The sequence below is a fragment of the Amycolatopsis keratiniphila subsp. keratiniphila genome (genome assembly GCF_001620365.2).
GTDB lineage: Bacteria > Actinomycetota > Actinomycetes > Mycobacteriales > Pseudonocardiaceae > Amycolatopsis > Amycolatopsis keratiniphila.
Genome location: NZ_LQMT02000025.1, coordinates 121,037 through 143,220, shown reverse-complemented (window position 1 = coordinate 143,220; position 22,184 = coordinate 121,037). Strand labels below are relative to the sequence as shown.

The window sequence follows — 22,184 nt, the reverse complement described above, 5'->3', positions numbered from 1 at the left end:
GGTGCGGGCATGCCTTCGCTCGATCTGCACGCCGACCCCGTCGACCTCACCGCCGCCTTGGTGGACATCTTCAGTGTCTCCGAAGAGGAGAAGGTCATCGCGGACACCGTGCAGGCGGCGCTCGAGGCGCAGGCACCGCATCTCGAAGTGGTCCGCAACGGTGACGCGGTCCTCGCCCGCACGAACCTCGGCCGCCCGTCGCGGGTCCTGCTGGCCGGGCATCTCGACACCGTTCCGGTCAACGAGAACATGCCCGTGCGCCGCGAGGGGACGGGTGACGACGAGATCCTGCACGGGCTGGGCACCGTCGACATGAAGAGCGGTGACGCCGTCTTCCTGCACCTCGCCGCCGAACTCCGGGAACCGAAGCACGACGTCACCTTCGTGTTCTACGACTGCGAAGAGATCGAAGCGACGAAGAACGGTCTGGGCCGCATCGAGCGCGAGCTGCCCGAGTGGCTGAAGGCCGACCTCGCGATCCTCGGTGAGCCGTCGAACGGCGGGATCGAGGGCGGTTGCCAGGGCACGATGCGAATCGAGATCCGCGTCGAAGGCGTCCGCGCGCACACCGCGCGCGGCTGGATGGGCGTCAACGCGATCCACGGGCTCGCCGAACCGCTGCGCAGGCTGGCCGAGTACACGCCGCGCGTGGTCGACATCGACGGCCTGACCTACCGCGAAGGGCTCCAGGCCACGAAGATCGGCGGCGGTGTCGCGGGCAACGTCGTGCCGGACGAGGCCGTGCTCACGATCAACCACCGTTTCGCGCCCGACAGGAGCGCCGAGCAGGCCGAGGCGCACCTTCGCGAGGTTTTCGAGGCCTACGACGTCAAGGTTGTCGACTTGTCGCCAGGGGCATTGCCTGGGCTGAGCGCACCCGCGGCGGCCGAGCTGGTCGCCGCGGCCGGCGGTAAGGCGGTCGCGAAGCTGGGCTGGACCGACGTCGCGCGCTTCGCGGCTCTCGGGATCCCTGCGGTCAACTTCGGACCCGGCGACCCGACGCTCGCGCACACCCGCCAGGAGAACGTGCGGGCGGGCGAGATCCGGCAGGTCGCCTCGGTGCTGCGCGCGTTCCTCAGCTAGCCAGCGCGAGGTATTCGTCGAGAGCCTGCTCCGGGCCGCCGTAGGTGAGGTGCGAGATGGCGAACATGGGGGCGACCACGCGGCTCCAGGCGTACAGCCGGTCGCCGTCGAGTCCGCACGCCGTCGCCACCACCTGGCACCGCGCTTCGACTCCCTCGCGCCCGGCGCCGCTCACGACGTAGTCGACGGCGTCGAAGCACGGATCACCCACGCACGCCTTCGGATCGATCGCGATCAGGCCGCGCGGGCCGCCGTCCAGGACGTTGCCGAGATGCAGATCGCCGTGGAGCAGCACGACGCCGGCCTGTGTGTCCAGCAGCCTCTCGCAGCGGTCGATCGCGCGCTGCCAGGTGGCCGGACCGATCCGGGCGGCGATGGCCGGTTCGGCGACGCGACGGCCGATCCGCTCGAACGACTCCTCGAACCGGCCGCGCAGGCTCCACGGCCAGCCCTCGGGCGGGGCGACCGCGTGCAGGGCGGCGAGCAGCTCTCCCCATCGCCCCGGCAAGGTCGACGGCGGCAGGTTCTCGGCTTCGGTGCCCGGCCGGATCTCCTCCAGCACCATCGCGCCGGCGTCCGCGTCGGCGGCGAGGACGCCGGGCACCCGGCCCGACGGCGCGAACACCCGCAGCATTTCGAGCTGTTTGGTCAGCAGCGGCCCGTCCGGGCTGAGTTTGAGCACCGCCGGTGTCCCGTCGGACCACCGGCAGCGAAAGACGACGGACGAGGCTCCGCTGTCGAACAACTCACCGAGCGCGAAGTCCCATCGGGAGGCGAGCTGTTCGGCGAGGGTGGGGACGCCGGCGAGCCACCCTTCGGCGTCGGCGCCGAACCGGTCGGCCAGACGGGTGCTGATGTCTTCCAAGTCCACATCGGTCACGGGGAAACGTCCTCCTCGGCTCCGAGAAGGAGCAGTCCGCGCCGCAGTAGGTCCGCGGCCTCTTCGAAGCGCCCTTGATCGCGAAGCAGCTCTCCCGCCTTGTCGATCGAAGCGGCCAAGACGCCGCGAGCGTCGCGGAGGGCCGCTACGTCGATGGCGTGCGCGAAGCCCGCTTCGGCTGCTTCGAGGTCTCCGCGAGCCAGCGCCAGCATTCCCTGTTGGAACACGAGGGACGCGGAGAGCGGCGAGTCCGCAGGGATGGCTTCAGCCGCTTCGGAGAGTAGACCGGCGGCGTCGTCGAGACGACCGAATTCGCGGCAGACGTCGGCGAGTTCCAGTGTGACAGCCTGGTCGGGCGCGGCCGCGCGTGACGCGCGAAGGTCTGTGAGAGCGCCTTCGAGGTCGTCGGCCCGCCGGACCAGCGCTCGCGCGAACAGGCACCGGGCCAGCACCGGGCGCAGGGCGCGCTCGTGGAGCAGATCGTGCAGCGCCGACACGGCGGCGACGGCGTCGGCGACCCGTCCTTCGGCGAGATACGCCTCGGCCAGCCGCCGCTGGTTCTCGGCGAGTTCGGTCAGGATCTCCTCGTCACCGCGAGCCAGCCGCAGTGCTTCTCCGGCGTGACGCGCGGCCTGGGCGGTCTCGCCGAGGCGGAGCTGCCCGTCGGCGAGGTACGCGTGCAGGGTCAGCAGGAGCACCGGATGCGGGTGACGCTCCAGGCTCGCGTCGAGCGCCGTCCGGAGCAGGTGCATCGCGTGGTGCGGCTCGCCCCGGCCGACCAGGACGTTCGCCCGCAGCGCGGCGGCCAGCCCCCGGTACGACGGGATGTCGGCGGCGAGCGCGGTTTCGGCGGCGGCCACCAGCCGCGGCAGGGTGTCGTCCCGGGCGAAGCGCGCGAGCCACAGCCAGGCGAGCCCGGCCTGGCGGTCGCGGCCGCTCTTCTCGGCCAGCCGCGCCAGCCGTCGCATCTTCGCCGCCGAACCGTGCCCGGCCAGGAAGTCCGCCGCGGCCGCCGCGATGTCGAGGTCGAGCCGGACGTCGTCGCGCGGCGAAGTCACGCCCAGTAGCTCACCGGTGTCCACGCCGAGCCGGGCGGCGAAATGGCGCACCGCGTCGCCGGACGGTGTCCGCGCGCCCGTCTCGACGGAGGAGACGTACGCGGCGGTGTAATGCGGTTCGGCGAGTTCGCGCTGGGTGAGGCCGCGTTCGGCGCGAAGCCGCCGCAGCCGTCCGCCGACCTCCTCGCCCATGACCGAGAACGATACGGGCGAGCGCGCCGAAAGGTTGCGCGCGCGGTCCCACAACTTCTCCCGGCCCCTGCTCGTATCCCCGGACGTGACCGAAGACCTCCGGGAGGACCGATGACCGTGCGCCGGGCGCTGGCCCTCGTCGTCTGCGCTTTGGTGGTGGCCGGCTGCGAAGACCATTCCGTCGCCCCTCCCGCGGTGACACCGGTGCCGGTCACCGTCCTCTCGACGACGCCGTCGTCCGCGCCCAAGCCCGTGCTGGCGCCACCGTCCGCCGAGATCACCTTCCCGGAGGCGGGATCCGGCCAGTGGGTGTTCCCGACCGGGGAAGGCCAGGTCGCCGGGTCCGCCGGGAGGTTGCTCCGGTACCGGCTCGCCGCCGAAGCCGACATCGTCGGGGTGAGCCAGGACGCTCTCGTCAAGACGATCGAGTCCACTTTGGCCGATCCGCGCGGCTGGACCGGCGGCGGACGGTGGCGCCTGCAGCGGGCCGGGCCCGACGGGCCCGTCGATTTCACGATCTATCTCGCGACGCCGAAGACGCGCGACGTGCTGTGCGGCAGGCCGGACGGCTACACCTCGTGCCGCAACGGGAACAGCGTCGTGCTCAACGTCGCGCGCTGGGCGCACGGCGTGCCCGGCTACGGTGCCCCGCTGGGGGTCTACCGGCAGTACATGGTCACGCACGAGGTCGGGCACCGGCTCGGGCGCGGCCACGAACGATGCCCGGTGCCGGGCGCCCTCGCGCCGGTGATGCAGCAGCAGACGCTCGGCCTGCACGGCTGTGCCCCGAATCCGTGGCCCTATCCCGATGGGAAGCAGTACACGGGTCCCTCGGGGGAGTACGACGATCCGATCCCGCGCGGCGACTCGTGAGATCGGCCTTCGATCACGCGAGTTCCGCCTCTGATCACGCGAGTTCGCCGTTTCCGCACGGTGAGCCCAGGCGGTCGAAACGCGGGACTCGCGTGATTGAAGGCGGAACTCACGTGATTGGGGGCGGAACTCGCGTGATCAGACGGACGACACGGGAGGTCAGCGGCCCTGCAGGGATTTCACGTTCCGGCCGAAGGTCCAGCTCCGCGAACCGTCCCAGTTGATCGACCAGGTCATCAGGCCCTTGAGCGCGGGGATGCTGCGGTACGCCTGGGAAACCAGGCTCGGCGACATGTACCCGCCGCCCGCACCGGCCTGCGCCGGCAGGCCGGGGGCCTGCTTGTCGTAGGGGACGCGGATCGTCTGGCCCTGGATCACCAATCCCTTGTCGAGGCAGTTGGTCTGCGCGACGAAGCCCTGAACCGTCCCGGCCTGGTACGAATCGCCGGAGCAGCCGTACATGCTTCCGTTGTAGTACTGCATGTTCAGCCACCACAGCCGGCCGTTGTCCGCGTACTTCTTGATGATCGGCAGGTACGCGCCCCAGATCGAGCCGTAGACGACGCTGCCGCCGGTGACGTACGCGGTCTCGGGCGCCATGGTGAGCCCGAAGTTCGGCGGCATCGCGGCGAGGACGCCGTCGATGATCCGGATGAGGTTCTTCTGCGACGCCGACAGCGTGTTGATGTTCCCGCTGCCGGTGAGGCCGGTTTCGATGTCGATGTCGATCCCGTCGAAGTTGTACTTCTTCAGGATCGGCACGATGGTCGCGACGAATTTGTCCGCGACGGTGGCCGAATTCAGATCGATTCCCGCGGTGGCACCGCCGATGGACATCAGGATCGTCGCGCCCGCGTCCTTCGCGGCGCACATTTCGGACGGGGTCGCGACCTTCACAGTCGCGTCCATCCCATCCTCCCATTTGGCCGTTCCGTCGGACAGGATGACCGGAAAGGCCGCGTTGATCACGTTGTACCCGTTGTCCTTGATCCGGGCGTCGGTGATCGGGATCCAGCCCAGCGGCGGATGGACGCCGTTCGAAGCGCCGTCCCAGTTCTCCCAATAGCCTTGCAGGACCTTGCCCGCCGGCTTCGATTTGACCGCGCAGACCTCGGCGTCGGGTGATGCCTGCGCCGAGCCGAGGGCGACGAGGGTGGTGACGGCGAGTACCGCCGCGCCGGTGATTGCGAGCAGCCGTGAGACGCGACCGAACATACCCAGCTCCCATCTCGAAAGCGGTTTGAACGAACAGGAAGCGGCCGTTCGGCTCAACATAGGTCGCGGTGCCCGGCCCCCGCTACCGACGATCGGGTGGTCTAGACCAGATATCGAAGAGTTGCCCGAAATTCTCCCCCACGCACGAAGGCCATCTCACGAGGCCGGGTGTCCTCGTGAGATGGCCTTCGCCATTCGGATGGTCAGACGGTGATGGTCCAGCTGTCGAGCGTGCCGGTGTCCTGCGCGTAGGCGTCGTAGAGCACGAGCGTCCAAGTGCCGGAAGCGGCCTCGTTGGTCACCGGGACCGAGTAGGTCCGCGTGCCGAGGTCGGTGCAGGGCAGGGAGCCGGTGGGCTTGACCGAGTACGTGCTGCCGTCGGGGGCCTTCAGGCTGATCCGCAGATCCTCGGAGCAGGTGTGCGTCCCGGTGATCGACACCTTCACCGGCGAGGTCGCCGTGCCCGTCGCGGTGGACGTGATCGGGCTGTTGACCGTCGCGTAGTCGTTGAGCGCGAAGTCGGTGCCGTTGGTGAACGTGCGCACGCTGACGTCGCCGACGGTGAGCGTGTACTGCGCCGTGCGGTCCACCGAGGTCCCGTCACCGGTCACCGTGATCGTGCTGGTGCCGTTGGGAGTGCTCGCCGACGTCGCGATGGTGAGCGTCGAAGAACCACCCGACTGCACGGAAGCGGGGTTGAACGTCGCGGTCGCCCCGGCGGGGAGGCCGCTCGCGCTCAGTGAAACCGCTTGCGCCGCACCGGAAGTGGTCGCGGTGTTGACCGTGACGGTCGTCGACTGTCCCGCTTGGACGGTGCCGGAGGATGGCGAAAGACCGAGCGAGAAGTCCGGGCCAGTCGACGTGCCGACGGCGAGCTTCCAGAGCGCGTAGGCGATCGCGTCGCTGTTCTTCTCCAGCGGGGTGTCCGGGATGTTCGACAGCGTGTCGCAGGCGCGGTGATAGCAGCTGTCGAAGGGCCTGCCTGCCGTGCCGCCCCATTTCTGTTGCTGCGCGGCGCTCTTCGTGTAGCCGGCACCGGTCGCGAGACCGCCGACCGGGATACCCGCGCTCTTGAACGACGCGTGGTCCGAACGGCCGTCGCCCTCGGTGTCACCCTCGGTCTGGATACCGATCGTGCGGAAGTACTCGTCGAACACGGCCTTGACCGAAGCCACGTCGTCGTAGACGAAGTAGCCCCAGTTGTCGGAGCCGATCATGTCGAAGTTCAGGTACGTCTTGATCTTCGTGCGTTCGGTCTGCGGAAGGCTGTTGACGTAGAACTTGGAGCCCCGCAGGCCGGACTCCTCGTCGGCCCACCAGCCGAAGCGGACGCGTTTGGCCATCGCCGGGTTCTCACGGGCCAGCGTCAGCGCGACTTCGAGGATCGAGGCCGAACCCGAGCCGTTGTCGTTGATGCCGGGGCCGGCGCTGACGCTGTCGAGGTGCGCGCCGAGCATGATGACCTGGCTCGCGTCACCCTGCGGCCATTCCGCGATGACGTTCTGGTTCGAACCCGCGCAACTCGTGCAGGACTGCAACGTGACGTTGTAGCCGGCGTCGCGCAGTTTCTGCGCCACATAGGACACCGACGCCGGGTAGCCCGGCCGTCCGGAGGCGCGGTTGCCGCCGTTCTGGTTGGCGATGGTCTGCAACGCGCTCAAATGCGCCTTGACGTTGGCGAGCGAGATGTCCGGTGCGGCGGCCGTGGTCGCCTGCGCGGGCGCGGTGACGACACCCAGTACGGCGGCCATACCGACGACGGCCGCTCCTATTCGCTTTCCCCACTTCATGCCGGGGTGTTCCTTTCTGGGGTGATGGTCCGTGAAGGCCTCCTTCCCTACGTTGAAAGTAGGGAAGGAGGCCTTCACGGAACGGGGGTCAGACGGTGATCGACCAGCTGGAGAGCGTGCCGGTGTCCTGCGCGTAGGCGTCGTAGACCACGAGGGTCCAGGTGCCCGCCGCGACCTCGTTGGTCACGTTCACCGAGTAGTTCCGCGTGCCCAGATCGGTGCAGGGCAGGGAGCCGGTGGGCTTGACCGAGTACGTGCTGCCGTCGGGGGCCTTCAGGCTGATGCGGAGGTCCTCGGAGCAGGTGTGCGTCCCGGTGACCGTCACCTTCACCGGGGACACCGCGTTACCGGTGGCGGTGGAGGTGATCGGGCTGTTCACCGTGCCGTAGTCGTTCAGGGCGTAGTCGGTGTCGTTGGTGTACGTCCGCAGGTCGCCGCCGGTACCGACGGTGAGCTTGTACTGCGCGGTGTGCGTGCCGCTCGCGGCGGTACCGGTCACCGTGATGGTGCTGGTGCCGTCAGGGGTGCTCGCCGACGTCGCGATGGTGAGCGTCGAGGAGGCGCCTGACTGCACCGAGGCGGGGTTGAACGTCGCGGTCGCCCCGGCGGGGAGGCCGCTCGCGCTCAGCGAAACCGTCTGCGCCGCACCGTTGGTGGTCGCGGTGTTCACCGTGACGGTGGCCGACTCGCCCGCCTTGACCGTGCCGGACGCAGGGGTGACGCCGACCGAGAAGTCGTCGCCCTGCGGGGTGCACGAGGCCGGTTCACCGGTCGCCGCGGGAACGCTGATGGCGTTCCACGCCGCCTTGGTGGTGTTGAACTCGGTGCAGGAACCCGGGTACAGCGCGAGCGCCGCTTCCAGCGTGGCCTTGCGGGCCGCGCGGTGGTTCCAGCTGGAGGTCTTCTTCAGCAGGCCGTTGTAGAAGATCTTCGCGGCCTTCTGGATGCCGATCCCGGTGATCGAGGTGTTGTTGCAGGTCGGGCTGGCCGGCTTGCCGACCGGCGCGGTGCCCTCGGCCAGCAGGTAGAACCAGTGGTTCTGCGGGCCCGCGGCGGCGTGCACCTCGGTGTTCGGGATGGACGAGGAGTAGCAGTCGGGGTTGCCCGAGATCCGGCTCGGCTGGTTCATGTAGCGGATCGGGCCGCGGCCGACCAGGTTCACGCCCTCGCCGACGTCGTAGTCGGGGACGTCCTTGGCGTTGTTGGCGTAGTGCTCGGTGACGGCACCGAAGATGTCACCGGTGGACTCGTTGAGGCCGCCGTTCTCGTTGCCACTGCCCGCGCCGCCCGGCGTGGTCTGGAAGATGGCGTGGCCGTACTCGTGGGCGACGACGTCCATCGGGGTGGCCTGACGCTGGCCGTCCTGCGAGCGGCCGTAGGTGGTCGAAGAGCCGTTCCAGTAGGCGTTGGCCTGGTTGAGGCCGACGTAGGCGGGGAAGCCGCCGCCGTTGCCGTTGATGCCGTTGCGGCCGAGCCATTCGCCCAGCATCTTCCACTCGGTCTGCACGCCGAAGAGCGCGTCGACACAGGCGGTTTCCAGGTCGGTGCCGGAGCCGTTGCCCCAGTTGTCGTCCGGGCCGCTGTAGGGCGAGCCGTTCTGGCGGGCACAGCTGATGTTGGTGCGCTGCGGGTCGCGCATCGTGTACGTGCCGCCGGAGTTCGTCGTGTCGATGGTGACGTTGCCGACGTAGTAGCTGTTCCCGGCGCCCAGCGTGCCGACCTCGTTCGACGTGGCCTTCGTTGCGGCGGCGGGGAAGTTGGACATCTTGACGTCGTCACGGGTTTCGAGCACCGCGCCGGTGACGCCGTCCACGAACACGTGCAGGTTGCTCGGGGCCGTCGCCTTGGTGCCCGCGACGACGACCTCGTAGGCGAGTTTGGGGGAGTTCCCCGCCAGCACGACGAGCTTCGGCGCGACCACGCTGTCTACTTTGGACAGCTGACCGCGGGCGACCTCGGTCGCCTTCGCCGCGGAGATCCTGGCCTTGGTGTCGACCGAGATCGCCGCGGTCTCCGCGGCGCTGGTGCCGCGGACGCGCCCGGCGCCGTCGGCCACCACCACCGCGTCCCCGCCGACGACCGGCAGGCCACGGTAGGTTCGTTCGTAAGCGGCGTAGAACAGTCCTCCGCCACCCTGGGTCAGCCCGACGCGGCGGAAGTCCTCTTGGGTTCCCTTCCGCAGGTGGTCCACCCCGGCCGCGGCGGCCCGGTCGGCCGCGCTCGCGGCGACGGCGTCGGGGCTCGCGGGCTGGATGGTGGCGGTGGTCGCGTTCGCCGGGGTCACCGGGAACGTCATGCTCAGGGCAAGGCCGGCGACGGCCGCCAACCCTGTTCTGAGCCCTCGCTGAACGGTCATGTGAACCTTCCATGGGCAGGACCGCGTACCCGGACGGCCAGTGGCGCGGCGGGGAATCAGACCGGGGCGGGTGCACGGCGGGGGACGGGGAGCGTGCCCATTCGGATAACTGGAGTTATCCCGATGGACACGTTCGAGTAAAGGAGCCGCTCACAAGGCCGTCAATGGGCCGGATGGCCTAGCGGGCCGGGCGAAGATCCACATGCAAGGAATGAAATCCCTGTGTAGTAAGAGTTTTTCCCGCCATGTGCGATATATGGCGACTTTCGTATGGTTTTCAGACCGACGGCCCGGAATCGGACATAGCGGCCGCGCGCACACCGCGCCGATAGGCCTCCGCCGCTTTTTCGATTAATCCGCGGGCTCGCAACGTGTCGCCCAAATGCAGTGCGGTGGCGACGAGCGCGCCGCGCAGCTCGGCCTTTTCCTGTGCGGTGGCGGCTTCTTCGAGCAACGCGGTCGCTTCGGGCAGATCGCCGCGGGCACGGGCGATGAGTCCCAGTAACCGGAGAACCTCGGTCCGCGCCTCGATATCGGGGGATCGATCCAGAAGCGGCCGGATCCCCTCGGCGAGTTCGGCCGCCTCGTCGAGTTCTCCTTGGCGGCGGCGGACGTCGGCGAGCTCGATGGTCGCGCCGAGCACCCCCTCCTGTGATCCGGCCTTGGCGAGGAGATCACGGGCGAGCCGTAGTTCGGCGTGCGCCTCGTCGAGTTTTCCCAGCCGTCGCCACAGGAAGCCGCGAGCCCAGCGGCTGCGGGCGGCGTCACGGTCGTAGCCGATCGAAGTGAACAGCCGCAGTGCCCGTGAAAGGTCCTTCTCCGCGCGGTCGACCAGGCCGATCTCCTGCCACAGTTGCGCCGCCTGCCGGTGATAGCGCGCGGAGATGTCCTTGCGGTGAGCGGAAGAGAGGATGCGGCGGCCTTCCTCGGCGGCCCGTCGCGCCCGGCGCGGCGCGCCCATTTCGATGAGCGGATGGATCAACGCGGTCAGCAGGGCCAGTTCGGCATCCGGATCGGTCGCACCGGTGGCGCGAAGATCGGCGAGCGCTGTTTCGACGAGCGCGACCGACGCGCCCAGATCACCCGACAACGCGCGGCAGGCGGCCAGCCGGTTGACGATCATCGCGCGCAACCGGGGCGAAGCGGCGTCGGCGAGTTCCATGGCGTGTGCGAAACCCTTGTCCGCCAACGGGATGTCGTAGCGCTGCCACTGGACTTCGCCGAGATAGAAGCGGGCGTGGCATTGGACGTCCGGCAGCCGGTACCCGGCCGCGCGGCGCTCGACGCGGGCGAATTCGCGCTCGGCGACTTCGAGTCCGCCCTTCTGCAGCTCGCGATACGCGGTCTCGAGCGCGTCGGTGAGTTCTTCGGCGGCGCCCGGCGGCCGATCGAAGCGGAGCTCGTCCGGGGTGAGTCCGAGTCGACGCGCGAGGTGGGAGAGCACGTCGTCTGAGGGCAGACGGCCGCCCGACTCGACCTTGGCGAGGAAGCCGCGGTCGTAGCGGGGCTCGGCCAGCTCGCGCTGGGTCAGCCCGCGTGCCCGGCGCAACCGCCGGATCCGCGCGCCGAGTGGTTCTGCCCCGCTGGACGGCACCTCGACCACGGTAGACGATTTCCCGGCCGGGATCCGGGTTGAGCAGGACAGATACCCGCCAACAACGCCCGGATCCGGTGACTTTCGACCGCTGAAACGGACATATTGACTGGTGGGCTTCCGGGCGCTAGCGTCTTGCGCCATAAAAAGGAAACTTTCTTAACTAATTCACGAGCGGGGCGCCGATGATGGTGAGTTCCTGGTCCCGGACGGTGGCCGCGGTTTCGGCACTGGTCCTCGGGGGTTTGACGGTTCCGGCGGTTTCGGCCGCGGCGGCGGTGCAAGGTGAGGTCCGGGTCGACCAGGTCGGCTACGGCATCACCGAGACGAAGCACGCTTATCTCCTCTCCAGCGCGCCGGGTTCGTTCTCGGTGATCGACGAACGCGGCCGGACCGTCCATCGTGGACGGACCGGCCAGTCGCTCGGCGCGTGGAACGCGAAATACCCGGCGGTGTACCAGCTGGACCTGTCGAAGGTCTGGATGCCGGGCAAGTACCGGATCGAGGTCACCGGCGAGACCAAGGCGACGTCGCCGACGTTCCGGGTGGACACCAAGGACCGGCTCTTCACCCCGCTCGTGCGCGCCACCAACGAGTTCTTCCAGGCACAGCGCGACGGTGACGACATCATCCCCGGCAGGCTCGACCGCAAACCCTCGCATCTGGCCGACAAACAGGCCACGGTCTACGAATGGCCCGCGTTCGGCGGTGAATTCGGCGACGAGATCACCGAACCGCTGAAGCCGTCAGGCGGGCCGGTCGACGTCGAGGGCGGTTGGGTCGACGCGGGCGACTTCGTCAAGTTCACCTCCAACACGGCCTACTCGCTGGCAGAGCTGGGATACGTGCTCCGCGAGGACTACGACCGGGTGCTGGCCAAGGAGGTCAAGCTCGGTCTCGACTGGCTCGACAAGATGTGGGACGAGAAGAGCAAGACGCTCTACGCCCAGGTCGGCATCGGGACGGGCAGCGACAAGTTCGGCTTTCTCGGTGACCACGACGTCTGGCGGAACCCGCACGACGACGACCCGCTCGACGTGAAGCCGGGCGACCCCAAGTACTTCGTGAAGCACCGGCCGGTCTTCCCGGCGAACCCCGGCGGTTCCGCGCTCAGCCCGAACCTCGCCGGCCGCGTGGCCGCCGCGTTCGCGCTCGGCGCGCAGGTCGAGGCCAAGCGGAACCCTTCGCTGGCGAAGAAGTACTTCGCCGAGGCCGCTTCGGTTTTCGCGCATGCCAAGACCGAGAACGTCGGCGAACTGGTCACGGCGTTCCCGCACGCGTACTACCCGGAATCGTCCTGGCGGGACGACATGGAACTCGGCGCGACGCAGCTCGCCCTGGCGGCCAAGGCCCTGCGGGACCCGCGGGCGGCCGAATGGACGCGGCAGGCGGCGCACTGGGCGAAGGCCTACATCGACGTCGAAGAGAAGAGCACGCTCAACCTGTACGACACCAGCGCGCTGGCGCACGCCGAACTGGCGAAGCTCCTGCGGCACGATGTCCCGGGGGCGGCGCTGGGCCCGAAGGAGCTGATCGGTGACCTTCGCCGTCAGCTCGACGAGGGTGTCGCGAGCGCGGCTCAGAGTCCTTTCCGGACCGCCGTCTCGGTGAAGGAATTCGACGCGGCCAGCAAGAGCTTCGGGTTCGCCGCGACCGAGCGGCTGTACGCGGACCTGACCGGTGACCGCCGGTACGCGGCGTTCGGCTCGCAGCAGCGGAACTTCACCCTCGGCGCGAACGCCTGGGGCATCTCGCTGGTCGTCGGCGTCGGCACCACGTACCCACGGTGCCCGCACCACCAGGCGGCGAACCTCGCCGGCGAGGAGAAGCTGCTCTACGGCGCCGTCGTGAACGGCCCGAACGGGGCGGAGAACTTCGAGCACATGGAGCTCCCGCCGGGTTCGAAGGACTGCAAGAAGCCCTTCGACGCCTTCGACACCCCCGAGTCCCGCTACGCCGACGACCTCGCTTCGTGGCCGAGCAACGAGCCCGCCATCGACTTCACCTCGACGGCCATGCTCGCGTTCGCGCTGACCGGACGTTCCTGAGGCGTGCTCGCGGGGCCCGCTCACCGGCGGGCCCCGCGTTCGCGTACCCGACAACTCCTGTTCGCGGCGATGCCGCCGCTCCGGACGGTGACGACGTCGTAGTCTTGGCGGGGTGAGTGAGACAAGCGAGTTCCCCGACGGCCAGTACCCGGAACGTCCGATCGAGCGCCACAAGGGCCCGGTCGTGCTGCGGCGGGATCGCCGTGACCAGGGCAGCACCACCGACCAGCGCCTGCTGGACTCGCGGGGTCCGAGCGACTGGGTGCACACCGACCCGTGGCGCGTGCTGCGGATCCAGGCGGAGTTCGTCGAAGGCTTCGGCGCGCTCGCCGAGGTGCCGCGCGCGGTGACGGTGTTCGGTTCCGCGCGGACCAAACGGGAGCACCCGGAGTACGAACTCGGCCGCAAGATCGGCGCCGCGCTCGCGAACGCGGGCTTCGCGGTGATGACCGGCGGCGGCCCCGGCGCGATGGAAGCGGTGAACCGCGGCGCCAACGAGGCGGGCGGCTTCTCCGTCGGCCTCGGCATCGAGCTGCCGTTCGAACAGGGGCTGAACCCGTGGGTCGACCTGGGTGTCAACTTCCGGTACTTCTTCGCCCGCAAGACCATGTTCATCAAGTACTCGCAGGCGTTCATCTGCCTGCCCGGCGGCTTCGGCACGCTCGACGAGCTGTTCGAGGCGCTCACCCTGGTGCAGACGAAGAAGGTCACGAAGTTCCCGGTCGTGCTGTTCGGCAGCGACTACTGGGGCGGCCTGTACGACTGGATCGCCAAGACGCTGCTCGCCGAGGGCAAGATCGGCGAGAAGGACCTCGACCTGCTGCACGTCACCGACGACATCGACGACGCCGTGCGTGTCGTGCAGGAGTCGTACCAGGCGTGGGAGGACACCCACTGATGGCGGCGCCGCGCCGGGTCTGCGTCTTCTGCGGCTCTTCGATGGGCTTCGACCCGAGGTACGCCGACGAGGCGCGGGCCCTGGGCACGCTGCTGGCCTCGCGAGGGATCGGGCTGGTCTACGGCGGGGCGTCGGTCGGGACCATGGGCGTCGTCGCGGACGCGGCGCTGGCCGCGGGCGGCGAGGTGATCGGCGTGATCCCGGAGGCGCTGGGCAGTGTCGAGATCGCGCACGCCGGCCTGACCGAACTGCACGTCGTCGCCGACATGCACCAGCGGAAGGCGAAGATGGCGGCGCTGTCCGACGGCTTCCTCGCGCTGCCCGGCGGTGCGGGGACGCTGGAGGAGCTGTTCGAGGTGTGGACGTGGGCCCAGCTCGGGCTGCACGAGAAGCCGATCGGGCTGGTCGACGTCGGCGGGTACTACGCGCCGCTGCTGAAGTTCGCCGACCACATGGTGTCGGAGGGTTTCCTGTCGGCCGGGTACCGGGACATGCTCTCGATCGACTCGGACGCTTCGGTGCTTCTCGATGGCTTCGTGGACTACGTGCCTCCGCCTCGGCCTAAGTGGGCGAAGTAGGGCTTCGGGTTGGCTTCGGCTGCTCCTCGGGTACGTGAAGGACCCCTTCATTGCGTTTAGCGCCGTGACGGGGTCCTTCATGTACTTGGGGCTGCCGCGAAGGGCGAGTTTCCTCGGCTCAGCCGAGGGAAGGGGGCCTTCACGCGCGCTGCTTGTGACGTGTGGGGTCACTGGGGCATCTGGGGTTCGTGAGGTGGTGCGGCGAGTCCGTGAAGGACCCCTTGAGGGACCCAGAGTCCGTGAAGGCCTCCTTCACTACCTTGAGGGTAGGGAAGGAGGCCTTCACGGCACTCCACCCAGCACCAGCCGCACCGGAATGCGTCAAATGTCCCTTTAGTCCAACTCTCGCGTGCAATGAAAGTGTCTTTCCTTGCAAAATTTGCAAGGAAAGACACTTTCATTGCAGCGGCAAGGGGGAGCCACGAGCAGCGGGGGAGCAAGGGACCTTTGCTACCACCCGCGCCCCGCCGCGACCGTCAAGCAGCGCTCTGATCAGGCCGTTTGTGATACGAGTCGACGTACTCCTGCCCCGAAAGCTCCAGGATCGCGTACATGATCTCGTCGGTCACCGAACGCCGGATCGCCGGCGACGAGTCCTGTCCCTCGTACCGCGAGAAGTCCAACGGTGCACCGTAGGTCACCGTGATCTTCGCCCGCCGCGGGATCCGCTTACCGCCCGGCTGCAGGTTTTCGGTCCCGGTCAGCGCGACGGGCACCACCTTCGCCCCGGTCGCCAGCGCCAGCGCCGCGACACCGGTGTGCCCGCGGTGCAGCCGCCCGTCCAGCGAGCGGGTGCCTTCGGGATAGATCGCGAACGCGCCGCCCGCGTCGAGCACCTTCCGCGCCGCTTCAAGCGCGGCGAGTCCGGCCTGCGCGTTGCCGCGTTCGACCGGGACGTAGCCGAGGCCGCCCAGGAAACCGGCCATCAGTTTGCCCTTGAGCCCGCGGCCGGTGAAGTACTCCGCCTTGCCGAGGAACTTGACCTGCCGCATCGCCGTGAAAGTGATCACGCCGGTGTCCAGCGCCGCCCGATGGTTGGGTGCCAGCAGCACCGGCCCGGTGGCGGGGATGTTCTCCACGCCGCGGATCTCGGGGCGGTACAGCGCTCTGACCAGCGGGCCGAGCACGAAACGGACGAGCAGCGGTAGCAAGGTTCCTCCATCGACAGGGTGTCGGACTCCAGCATGGCACGATCACTACTCATGAGTTGGTTCGAGCGGCGCACCTGGCAGAACCCGGGCTGGACGGTCGAGGACATCGTCGCTGCGAAGGGTGACCGGACGGTTTCGGTCGTGCTACCGGCGCTCGACGAAGAGGACACCGTCGCCGAGGTCGTCGGCACGGTCCGCCCGTTGCTGGGCACGGTCGTCGACGAGCTGATCGTGATGGACTCGGGGTCCACCGACGCCACCGCCGAGCTCGCCGCCCGCGCCGGTGCGCGCGTGGTGCACCGCGAGGACGTGCTCCCCGGCCTGCCACCGGTCCCGGGCAAGGGCGAGGTGTTGTGGCGGTCGCTGGCCGCGACGACCGGTGACGTCGTCGTGTTCCTCGACTCCGACCTCGTCGACCCGGATCCGGCGTTCGTGCCGACCCTCCTCGGGCCCCTGCTCTGCGAGGACGGCGTCCACCTGGTCAAGGGCTTCTACCGGCGGCCGCTGCGGCTGGAGAGCAGCGGCGGCGGCCGGGTCACCGAGCTGCTGGCGCGACCGGTCCTCTCGGCGCTGCGCCCGTCACTCTCGGGACTCATCCAGCCCCTTGGCGGCGAGTACGCCGCGACGCGCGAGTTCCTCGAGTCGGTGCCCTTCGCGGCCGGGTACGGCGTCGAGATCGGGCTCATCCTCGACGCCGAAGCGCGCTACGGCCTCGAAGGGCTCGCTCAGGTCAACCTCGGCGTACGCAAGCATCGCAACCGCTCGCTGCTTCAGCTGGGTGTGATGGCGCGCCAGATCCTCGGGACGGCGCTCGCGCGCTGCGGCGTCAAATCCGACGACCCGGCCCAGCTCACCCAGTTCGCGCAGGTGGGTGACGAATGGCTGCCGGAGGTCGCCGAGGTGTCGGTCAGCGACCGGCCGCCGATGCGCGAGGTGCGCGGCCTAGCCCGGACCCCGCCCCACCACCACCCTCAAGGGACAGGCTGCGCCTGACTGGTACTCATACGAAGGACCTCGTCGAACCCGGCGACCTGGGACTCACGATGCGTCACCAGGACCACGGTGCCGCGCGCGGCGGCGAGTACGTCGGCCAGGACGGCGTCGCCGTGTTCCGGATCCAACCCTTCGACCGGCTCGTCCAGGACGAGGACCGGCGGCGCCGAGAGCACTGCTCTCGCCAGGATGAGCCGCTGGCGTTGCCCACCGGACAGCGCGTCGCCGTCGGAGCCGACTTCGCGATCCAGCGGCAGATCGAAACCGGCCGTGGCGCACGCGTCGAGCAGTTCGGCGTCGGACGAGCCGGGTTTCGCGAGCAGCAGGTTCTCGCGGACCGTCGTATGGAAGACGTGCGCGTCCGCGAGCGCGCCTGAAATCACCGACGGCAGCAGCGCCGGGTCGTAGGTCTCCAGCGGCTTCCCGTTCAGCAGGGCGCGTCCGGACGTCGGTGCCACGGCACCCAGCAGGACGTTCAGCAACGTCGTCTTCCCGGCCCCGCTCGGCCCCACGATCCCGAGCCGCTTGCCCGGCGGCAGGTCGAGGTCGACGCCGTCCAGCGCCGGGGCCCTGCCCGCGAAACGAACGCCGACGCCTTCGAGCCGCAGATGCCCGGGTTCGGGCGTAGCGGTCCCGCGTGCGGGCGGCGGTTCGGTCAGCAGCGAGCGCACCCGCTCGGCCGAAGCGCGGACCTCGACCCAGCGCTGGGCGGCCGCGGTCAACGGGAGGACCAGCTCGAACACGGCCAGTGCGCCCAGCGCCAGTGCCGCGGTCAGCGGCGGTGAAACCCCGGCGGTCAGCGCGATCGCGACGCAGGTCAGCAGCTGGACGAGGATCCCGGCCGCGGTCAGCAGGCTCGTGCGGTTCGCCGTCGCCCGATCCCGCGAAGCCAGGGAATCGACAGCGGTGTGCGCTGCGTCCACAGTGGACTCGTGGATGCCGTAGGCGATCAGCTCGCGGCGCCCGGTGATCAGCTCGACCGTCCGCTCGGCGAGATCGGCGCGGGCCGGAGCGCTCGCCTCCGCCGCCGCGCGGGTGATCCGCACGCACAGCCACGGCAGGCCGATCCCGGCGACGGCGAGACCGAGTGCCAGCACGAGCCCGGCGGCCGGGCTGGCGATCAGCGCGACCGTCGTCGCCGCCGCGCCGACGAAGGCGGCGACACCGGCGGGCAGTAAGCAGCGGAGGATCGCGTCCTGCACGGCGTCCACATCGGACACCAGCCGGGTTACGAGATCGCCGCCCGAATGCCGCGAGACCCGGTGCGGTAGCAGCGACGTGTACACCCGGGTCCGCAAGGAGCCGAGATAACGCAGGACGACCTCGTGCCCGGCGAGCCGTTCCGCGTACCGCAGCCCGCCGCGCAGCAACGCCAGTGTCCGCACGGCGACGATCGCCACGGTGAGCGACGCCAGCGGCGGCTGCTCGGCCGCCTTCAGCAGCAGCCACGCGGCGGTGGCCATCAGCGCCAGTCCCGCCAGCTCGGCCCCGGCCGCGATCAGCCCGGCGCGGGCCAGCCGAACGACGTCCTTTGTGGACACACCCCAGACGTTCACACCAGTTCCCGTTCTCTCAGTGTTCGTCGGTGAACCCGCGTCCGCGATCGACGTCGGCAGGACGCTGGTCGGTCATTCACCTCGCCGATGCGGAGGTGGCGTCCTGCCACCGCGATAGCGGGGCCTTCGGCCGTGGCGGGTTCACGCGTTCGGTCACCGCCCGAGGTGCATCTTCAGCTCCGCCTCCTGCCAGTACGGCGCCATCGCGGACTTCGAGGACGCGGGTGGCCAGCGCGGCCATCGCGGGCCGGTGGGCGACGAGCACCGCGGTCCGGCCGGTGAGCAGTTCGCGGGTCGCGCCGAGCACGGCGGCTTCGGTCCCCGCGTCGAGCCGGGCGGTCGGCTCGTCGAGCAGTGCCAGGCCCGCCTCCGTGCGCGCCAGTGCCCTGGCGAGGCCGAGCCGTTGCCGCTGACCGGCCGAAAGCGGCGCGCCCAGTTCGCCGATCCGGGTCCGGTAACCGTCGGGCAGGCCGCGCACGACCTCGTCGAACGCCGCCGCGCGTGCCGCGGCCTGGACGTCCGGCACCTGGCCCATGGCGATGTTCTCCTCGACGGTCCCGGTGAACAACGTCGGCCGCTGCGGCACCCACGCCGTCCCGGCACGCCACGCGGCCGGATCCAATTCGCGCAGGTCGACGCCGTCGACGAGGACCCGGCCGGTCGTCGGCGTCACGAACCCCAGCAAGACCGCCAGAAGCGTGCTCTTCCCGGAACCGCTGGGCCCGACGAGCGCGACGTGCTCGCCCGCTTCGATCGCCATGTCCACTTCGGACAGTACGATTTCTTCGCCGTACGCGACGCTCACCTTCTCCAGCACGATCCGCGGCGCACCGTGGCGGGCCACCCTGGCACCCCCGGCGACGTCTCCCGAACGGACGGCCAATGCTTCCCGGAGCGTGGCGAGCCCCTCCGCGCTGGCGTGGAACTTCGCCCCCGCGGCCCGCAGCGGCAGGTACGCCTCGGGGGCGAGGAGCAGCACGAGCACCGCGGTGTGCACGACCATGCCGCCTTCCATCAGCCGGAAACCGATCGGCACCGCCACGAGCGCCACCGAGAGCGTCGCCACCAGTTCCAGTACCAGCGCGGACAGGAACGCGACCCGCAGCGTGCGCATGGTCGCGTCGGTGTGCGCGTCCGCCATCGCCCGCACGGTCTTCGCCTGCGCCTCCGCACGGCCGAACACCTTGAGCGTGCCGAGCCCGCGCACGACGTCGAGGAAATGCCCGCCCAGCTTGGAAAGCAGCGACCACTGCTTCGCGGTCTTCGCCTTCGTGTGCTGCCCGACCAGGATCGCGAACACCGGGATCAGCGGCAGCGTCGCGGTGATGATCAGCGCCGACGACAGATCGGCGGCGAACAGCCGGACGAGCACCGCGACCGGCACGATCGCCGAGAGCACCACCGTCGGCAGATACCCGGTCAGGTAGGCGTCGCCCGCGTCGATCCCCTTGGTCACCAGGGTCGCGACCGCGCCGGGGTTCTCCGCCTCCGCGCCGAGAAGCCGTTTGCGCAGCCCGGCCTTGACCTTAGCCGCGAAGCGGCCGCCGACGGACCCCTGGACACCCGCGAGCAGCGCCCGTACCGCGATGGCGGCCACGAGTGTCCAGGTCACGCCGCCGCCGGTGAGCAGCGTCGCGAGACCGTCGGCCTGGACGAGGATCGCCGCGGCGGTCAGTGTTCCGAGCACGCCCAGTACGCCGAAGTGGCGTCGCAATCCGGGAAGGGGAGGCATCTCGGGCTCCTAGAAGTGCAGCAGCGAACGCTGGTCGACGCGGGTGTCGTGCCTGCGCCAGGTCACCCACTGCACGGCGGCGATCGCCACCAGTGCCGGAGGCAGGACGAAGGTGAGCAGGCCGAGCATCTCGGTGCTGGTGGCAGCTTCGGCCAGGCTCAACGAGAACCCTCCGTCCACAGAGGACACCAGGGCGTCCGGCAGGCGCAGGGTTCCGACCGCCAGCACCGGCGACGCGGACAACGTCATCGTGGCGACCAGCGCCGCCTTGTGCCGTCCCGCCCGCAGAGCCGCGGCCGCGACGCCCAGCGCGCCGAACGCCAGCACGATCGCGGGCACCACCGACCACGACGCGGTGGTCTCGACGGCGCCCCAGACGACCGCCACGACCAGGAACGCGAGGGCCGGCGCGAGCAGGGCCTTGGCGATCCGGTTCGCGCGGGCGGTGAACTCCGCGGGTGCCCGGACGGCGAGGAAAGCCGCGCCCTGCAAGGCGAACAGTGCGACGAACCCGGCACCCCAGAGCAGCGCGTACGGGCTGAACACCGCGAGGACGTCGCCGCTCGGTTTCCCGGCCGCGTCGAGCGGGAGCCCGAGCACGAGGTTGCCGAGGAACACACCCCAGGACACCGCCGTCACCCAGGCGCCGACGGTGATCGCCAGCGTCCAGGCGCCGCGGCCCGCGTCCGGCCGCCTGCTGCGCAACTGCACCGCCGCGGTGAAGGTGACGAGCCCGAGCAGCAGGGTCACCACCGGGAGGTACGCCCCGGCGAACACTTTCCCTTCCAGATGCGGGAAAGCGCCGAACAGGACACCGACCGCGGCCACCAGCCACACCTCGTTGGCCAGGAAGAACGGGCCGAAGGCGCCGAGCACGCGCCGCCGCCCGGCCTCGTCACGGCTGAGCCTGCCGAGCAGCATCCCGACGCCGTAGTCGTAGCCCGCCAGCGCGAAATAGCCGGCGGTCAGGAAACCGAGCACACACCACCAGAGGATCACCATCGGTCAGACTCCGCTCAGGACGGGAAGTTCGGCACGGGGCGCGGACGCCTCTTCGCTCGCGTCAGGGCCGCGTTTCGCGACCCGCGACATCAGCACCCAGTCGGCGATCGCGAGCACCAGGAACAACAGCGTGAAAGCGATGAAGGAGAACAGGATCTGCCCCGCCGGGATCGACGCGACGGCGTCCGCGGTGGTCAGTTGCCCGCGGATCAGCCATGGCTGGCGGCCGATCTCCCGCACCAGCCAGCCGAGGATCGCCGCGACGAACGGCAGCGGAATCGCCAGCACCATCACGTACAGCAGCGGCCGCACCTTGGTGATCCAGTTCCGGAACAGCAGCAGCGTGCCGAGGATCGACGCGAGGAAGGCGATGAAGCCGATCTGGATCATGAAGCCCAGGGAGGCGCCGACGACGGGATCCGCTCCTTCCAGCTTGCCGGGGTGGTACTCCCCGAGCGGGCCGAATTGGGCGAAGCCGAAGCCGATCACCATCGTGCTGCCGATGAGCGAGGTGAGCACGCCGATGCGCATCGACCGCTGGAAGAACTCGATCTCCTTGGTGCGCTTGATGAAGTGGTACGCGCTGACGCCGACCACGAAGAAGCCGCCGGTCATGAGCGCGGCGCTCAGCACGTGCGGCAGCGAGCTCGTCAGTGCCGGGTTGGTGAACAGCGCGCCGAAGTCGTCGAGTTTCAGCACACCGTTCTCGGCGTGCGTGCCGACCGGGTTCTGCAGGAACGAGTTGGCCACCATGATGAACAGCGCCGAGGCGTACGCGGTCAGCGTGACCAGCCAGATCAGCGTCAGATGGACCCATTTGTTCAGCCGCCCCCAGCCGAAGATCCAGAGCCCCAGGAAGGTCGATTCGGCGAAGAACGCCACCAGTGTCTCGATGGCCAGCGGGGCGCCGAAGACGTCGCCCGCGACCGCGGACAGACCGGTCCAGGTGAGTCCGAACTGGAATTCCATCACGATTCCGGTGACGATTCCCAGCGCGTAATTGATCACGTAAAGCTTGCCCCAGAAGCGAGTCATCCGCGTGAGCTCCGGCTTTCCGCCGAACGCGGAGCGTGTCTGCATCACCGCGACGAGTGTCACGAGCCCCAGTGTGAGCAGCACGAACAGGAAGTGGAACGAGGTCGTCGTCGCGAACTGGAGTCTCGCGATCGGGAGTGCGTCCATGTC

Annotated in this window: 17 protein-coding genes; 6 read left to right on the top strand and 11 right to left on the bottom strand. The window is 69.5% G+C overall.

Going from position 1 to position 22,184, the window contains the following annotated elements; genetic code table 11:
- The first annotated feature begins 9 nt into the window (after positions 1–9).
- Positions 10–1,083, top strand: a complete 1,074-nt coding sequence (gene dapE, locus AVR91_RS26820) for a succinyl-diaminopimelate desuccinylase (RefSeq protein ID WP_063272157.1) — start codon at positions 10–12, stop codon at positions 1,081–1,083.
- Here the strand turns inward: dapE and AVR91_RS26815 are convergent.
- Positions 1,076–1,963 carry an aminoglycoside phosphotransferase family protein gene (locus AVR91_RS26815; RefSeq protein ID WP_083737748.1) on the bottom strand — a complete coding sequence of 296 codons (888 nt, stop codon included), beginning with the start codon at positions 1,961–1,963 and terminating at the stop codon, positions 1,076–1,078. The genes dapE and AVR91_RS26815 overlap by 8 nt on opposite strands.
- Positions 1,960–3,213, bottom strand: coding sequence for a helix-turn-helix domain-containing protein (locus AVR91_RS26810; protein ID WP_063272156.1), 1,254 nt, complete (start codon positions 3,211–3,213; stop codon positions 1,960–1,962). Before AVR91_RS26810 ends, AVR91_RS26815 begins: the two co-directional genes overlap by 4 nt.
- A 111-nt stretch (positions 3,214–3,324) precedes the next feature.
- Between AVR91_RS26810 and AVR91_RS26805 the strand changes: the two genes are divergently transcribed.
- Positions 3,325–4,086: a DUF3152 domain-containing protein gene (locus AVR91_RS26805; protein ID WP_063272155.1), complete on the top strand. Its 762-nt coding sequence runs from the start codon at positions 3,325–3,327 to the stop codon at positions 4,084–4,086.
- A 159-nt stretch (positions 4,087–4,245) separates the two neighbouring features.
- On the opposite strand, the gene AVR91_RS26800 is transcribed toward AVR91_RS26805, so the two are convergent.
- The 4 genes from AVR91_RS26800 to AVR91_RS26785 form a co-directional block, all read right to left on the bottom strand.
- A complete protein-coding gene (locus AVR91_RS26800; RefSeq protein ID WP_063272154.1) occupies positions 4,246–5,301 on the bottom strand; it encodes a chitinase in 1,056 nt (351 codons plus the stop codon).
- A gap of 203 nt (positions 5,302–5,504) precedes the next feature.
- Positions 5,505–7,091, bottom strand: a complete 1,587-nt coding sequence (locus AVR91_RS26795) for a M28 family peptidase (RefSeq protein ID WP_063272153.1) — start codon at positions 7,089–7,091, stop codon at positions 5,505–5,507.
- Between the two features lie 88 nt (positions 7,092–7,179).
- Positions 7,180–9,447: a M4 family metallopeptidase gene (locus AVR91_RS26790; protein ID WP_143254098.1), complete on the bottom strand. Its 2,268-nt coding sequence runs from the start codon at positions 9,445–9,447 to the stop codon at positions 7,180–7,182.
- Between the two features lie 277 nt (positions 9,448–9,724).
- Positions 9,725–11,050 (bottom strand): helix-turn-helix domain-containing protein, encoded by a 1,326-nt coding sequence (locus AVR91_RS26785; protein WP_063272152.1) that lies wholly within the window; start codon positions 11,048–11,050, stop codon positions 9,725–9,727.
- 176 nt (positions 11,051–11,226) lie between these two features.
- On the opposite strand from AVR91_RS26785, the gene AVR91_RS26780 reads away from it, so the two are divergent.
- The 3 genes from AVR91_RS26780 to AVR91_RS26770 all read left to right on the top strand — a co-directional run bounded on the left by AVR91_RS26780 (position 11,227) and on the right by AVR91_RS26770 (position 14,565).
- On the top strand, positions 11,227–13,089 hold the full coding sequence (locus AVR91_RS26780; RefSeq protein WP_063272151.1) for a glycoside hydrolase family 9 protein: 1,863 nt from the start codon (positions 11,227–11,229) through the stop codon (positions 13,087–13,089).
- Positions 13,090–13,201: 112 nt separating this feature from the next.
- Positions 13,202–13,987: an LOG family protein gene (locus AVR91_RS26775; RefSeq protein WP_016331429.1), complete on the top strand. Its 786-nt coding sequence runs from the start codon at positions 13,202–13,204 to the stop codon at positions 13,985–13,987.
- On the top strand, positions 13,987–14,565 hold the full coding sequence (locus tag AVR91_RS26770) for an LOG family protein (RefSeq protein ID WP_063272150.1): 579 nt from the start codon (positions 13,987–13,989) through the stop codon (positions 14,563–14,565). Before AVR91_RS26775 ends, AVR91_RS26770 begins: the two co-directional genes overlap by 1 nt.
- A 476-nt stretch (positions 14,566–15,041) precedes the next feature.
- On the opposite strand, the gene AVR91_RS26765 is transcribed toward AVR91_RS26770, so the two are convergent.
- On the bottom strand, positions 15,042–15,716 hold the full coding sequence (locus tag AVR91_RS26765) for a lysophospholipid acyltransferase family protein (RefSeq protein WP_016331431.1): 675 nt from the start codon (positions 15,714–15,716) through the stop codon (positions 15,042–15,044).
- Positions 15,717–15,767: 51 nt separating this feature from the next.
- Here AVR91_RS26765 and AVR91_RS26760 point away from each other — a divergent pair, with 51 nt between their 5' ends.
- The gene (locus AVR91_RS26760) at positions 15,768–16,709 is read left to right on the top strand and encodes a glucosyl-3-phosphoglycerate synthase (RefSeq protein WP_063272149.1); all 942 of its coding nucleotides are present in this window, start codon (positions 15,768–15,770) and stop codon (positions 16,707–16,709) included.
- Here AVR91_RS26760 and cydC read toward each other — a convergent pair.
- The 4 genes from cydC to AVR91_RS26740 all read right to left on the bottom strand — a co-directional run bounded on the left by cydC (position 16,688) and on the right by AVR91_RS26740 (position 22,181).
- Positions 16,688–18,265 carry a thiol reductant ABC exporter subunit CydC gene (gene cydC / locus AVR91_RS26755; RefSeq protein ID WP_063272148.1) on the bottom strand — a complete coding sequence of 526 codons (1,578 nt, stop codon included), beginning with the start codon at positions 18,263–18,265 and terminating at the stop codon, positions 16,688–16,690. The genes AVR91_RS26760 and cydC overlap by 22 nt on opposite strands.
- A 76-nt stretch (positions 18,266–18,341) precedes the next feature.
- Positions 18,342–19,997: a thiol reductant ABC exporter subunit CydD gene (gene cydD / locus AVR91_RS26750; protein WP_228709354.1), complete on the bottom strand. Its 1,656-nt coding sequence runs from the start codon at positions 19,995–19,997 to the stop codon at positions 18,342–18,344.
- A gap of 9 nt (positions 19,998–20,006) precedes the next feature.
- Positions 20,007–20,999 carry a cytochrome d ubiquinol oxidase subunit II gene (locus tag AVR91_RS26745; RefSeq protein ID WP_063272147.1) on the bottom strand — a complete coding sequence of 331 codons (993 nt, stop codon included), beginning with the start codon at positions 20,997–20,999 and terminating at the stop codon, positions 20,007–20,009.
- Positions 21,000–21,002: 3 nt separating this feature from the next.
- A complete protein-coding gene (locus AVR91_RS26740) occupies positions 21,003–22,181 on the bottom strand; it encodes a cytochrome ubiquinol oxidase subunit I (RefSeq protein WP_063272146.1) in 1,179 nt (392 codons plus the stop codon).
- Positions 22,182–22,184: the final 3 nt, after the last annotated feature.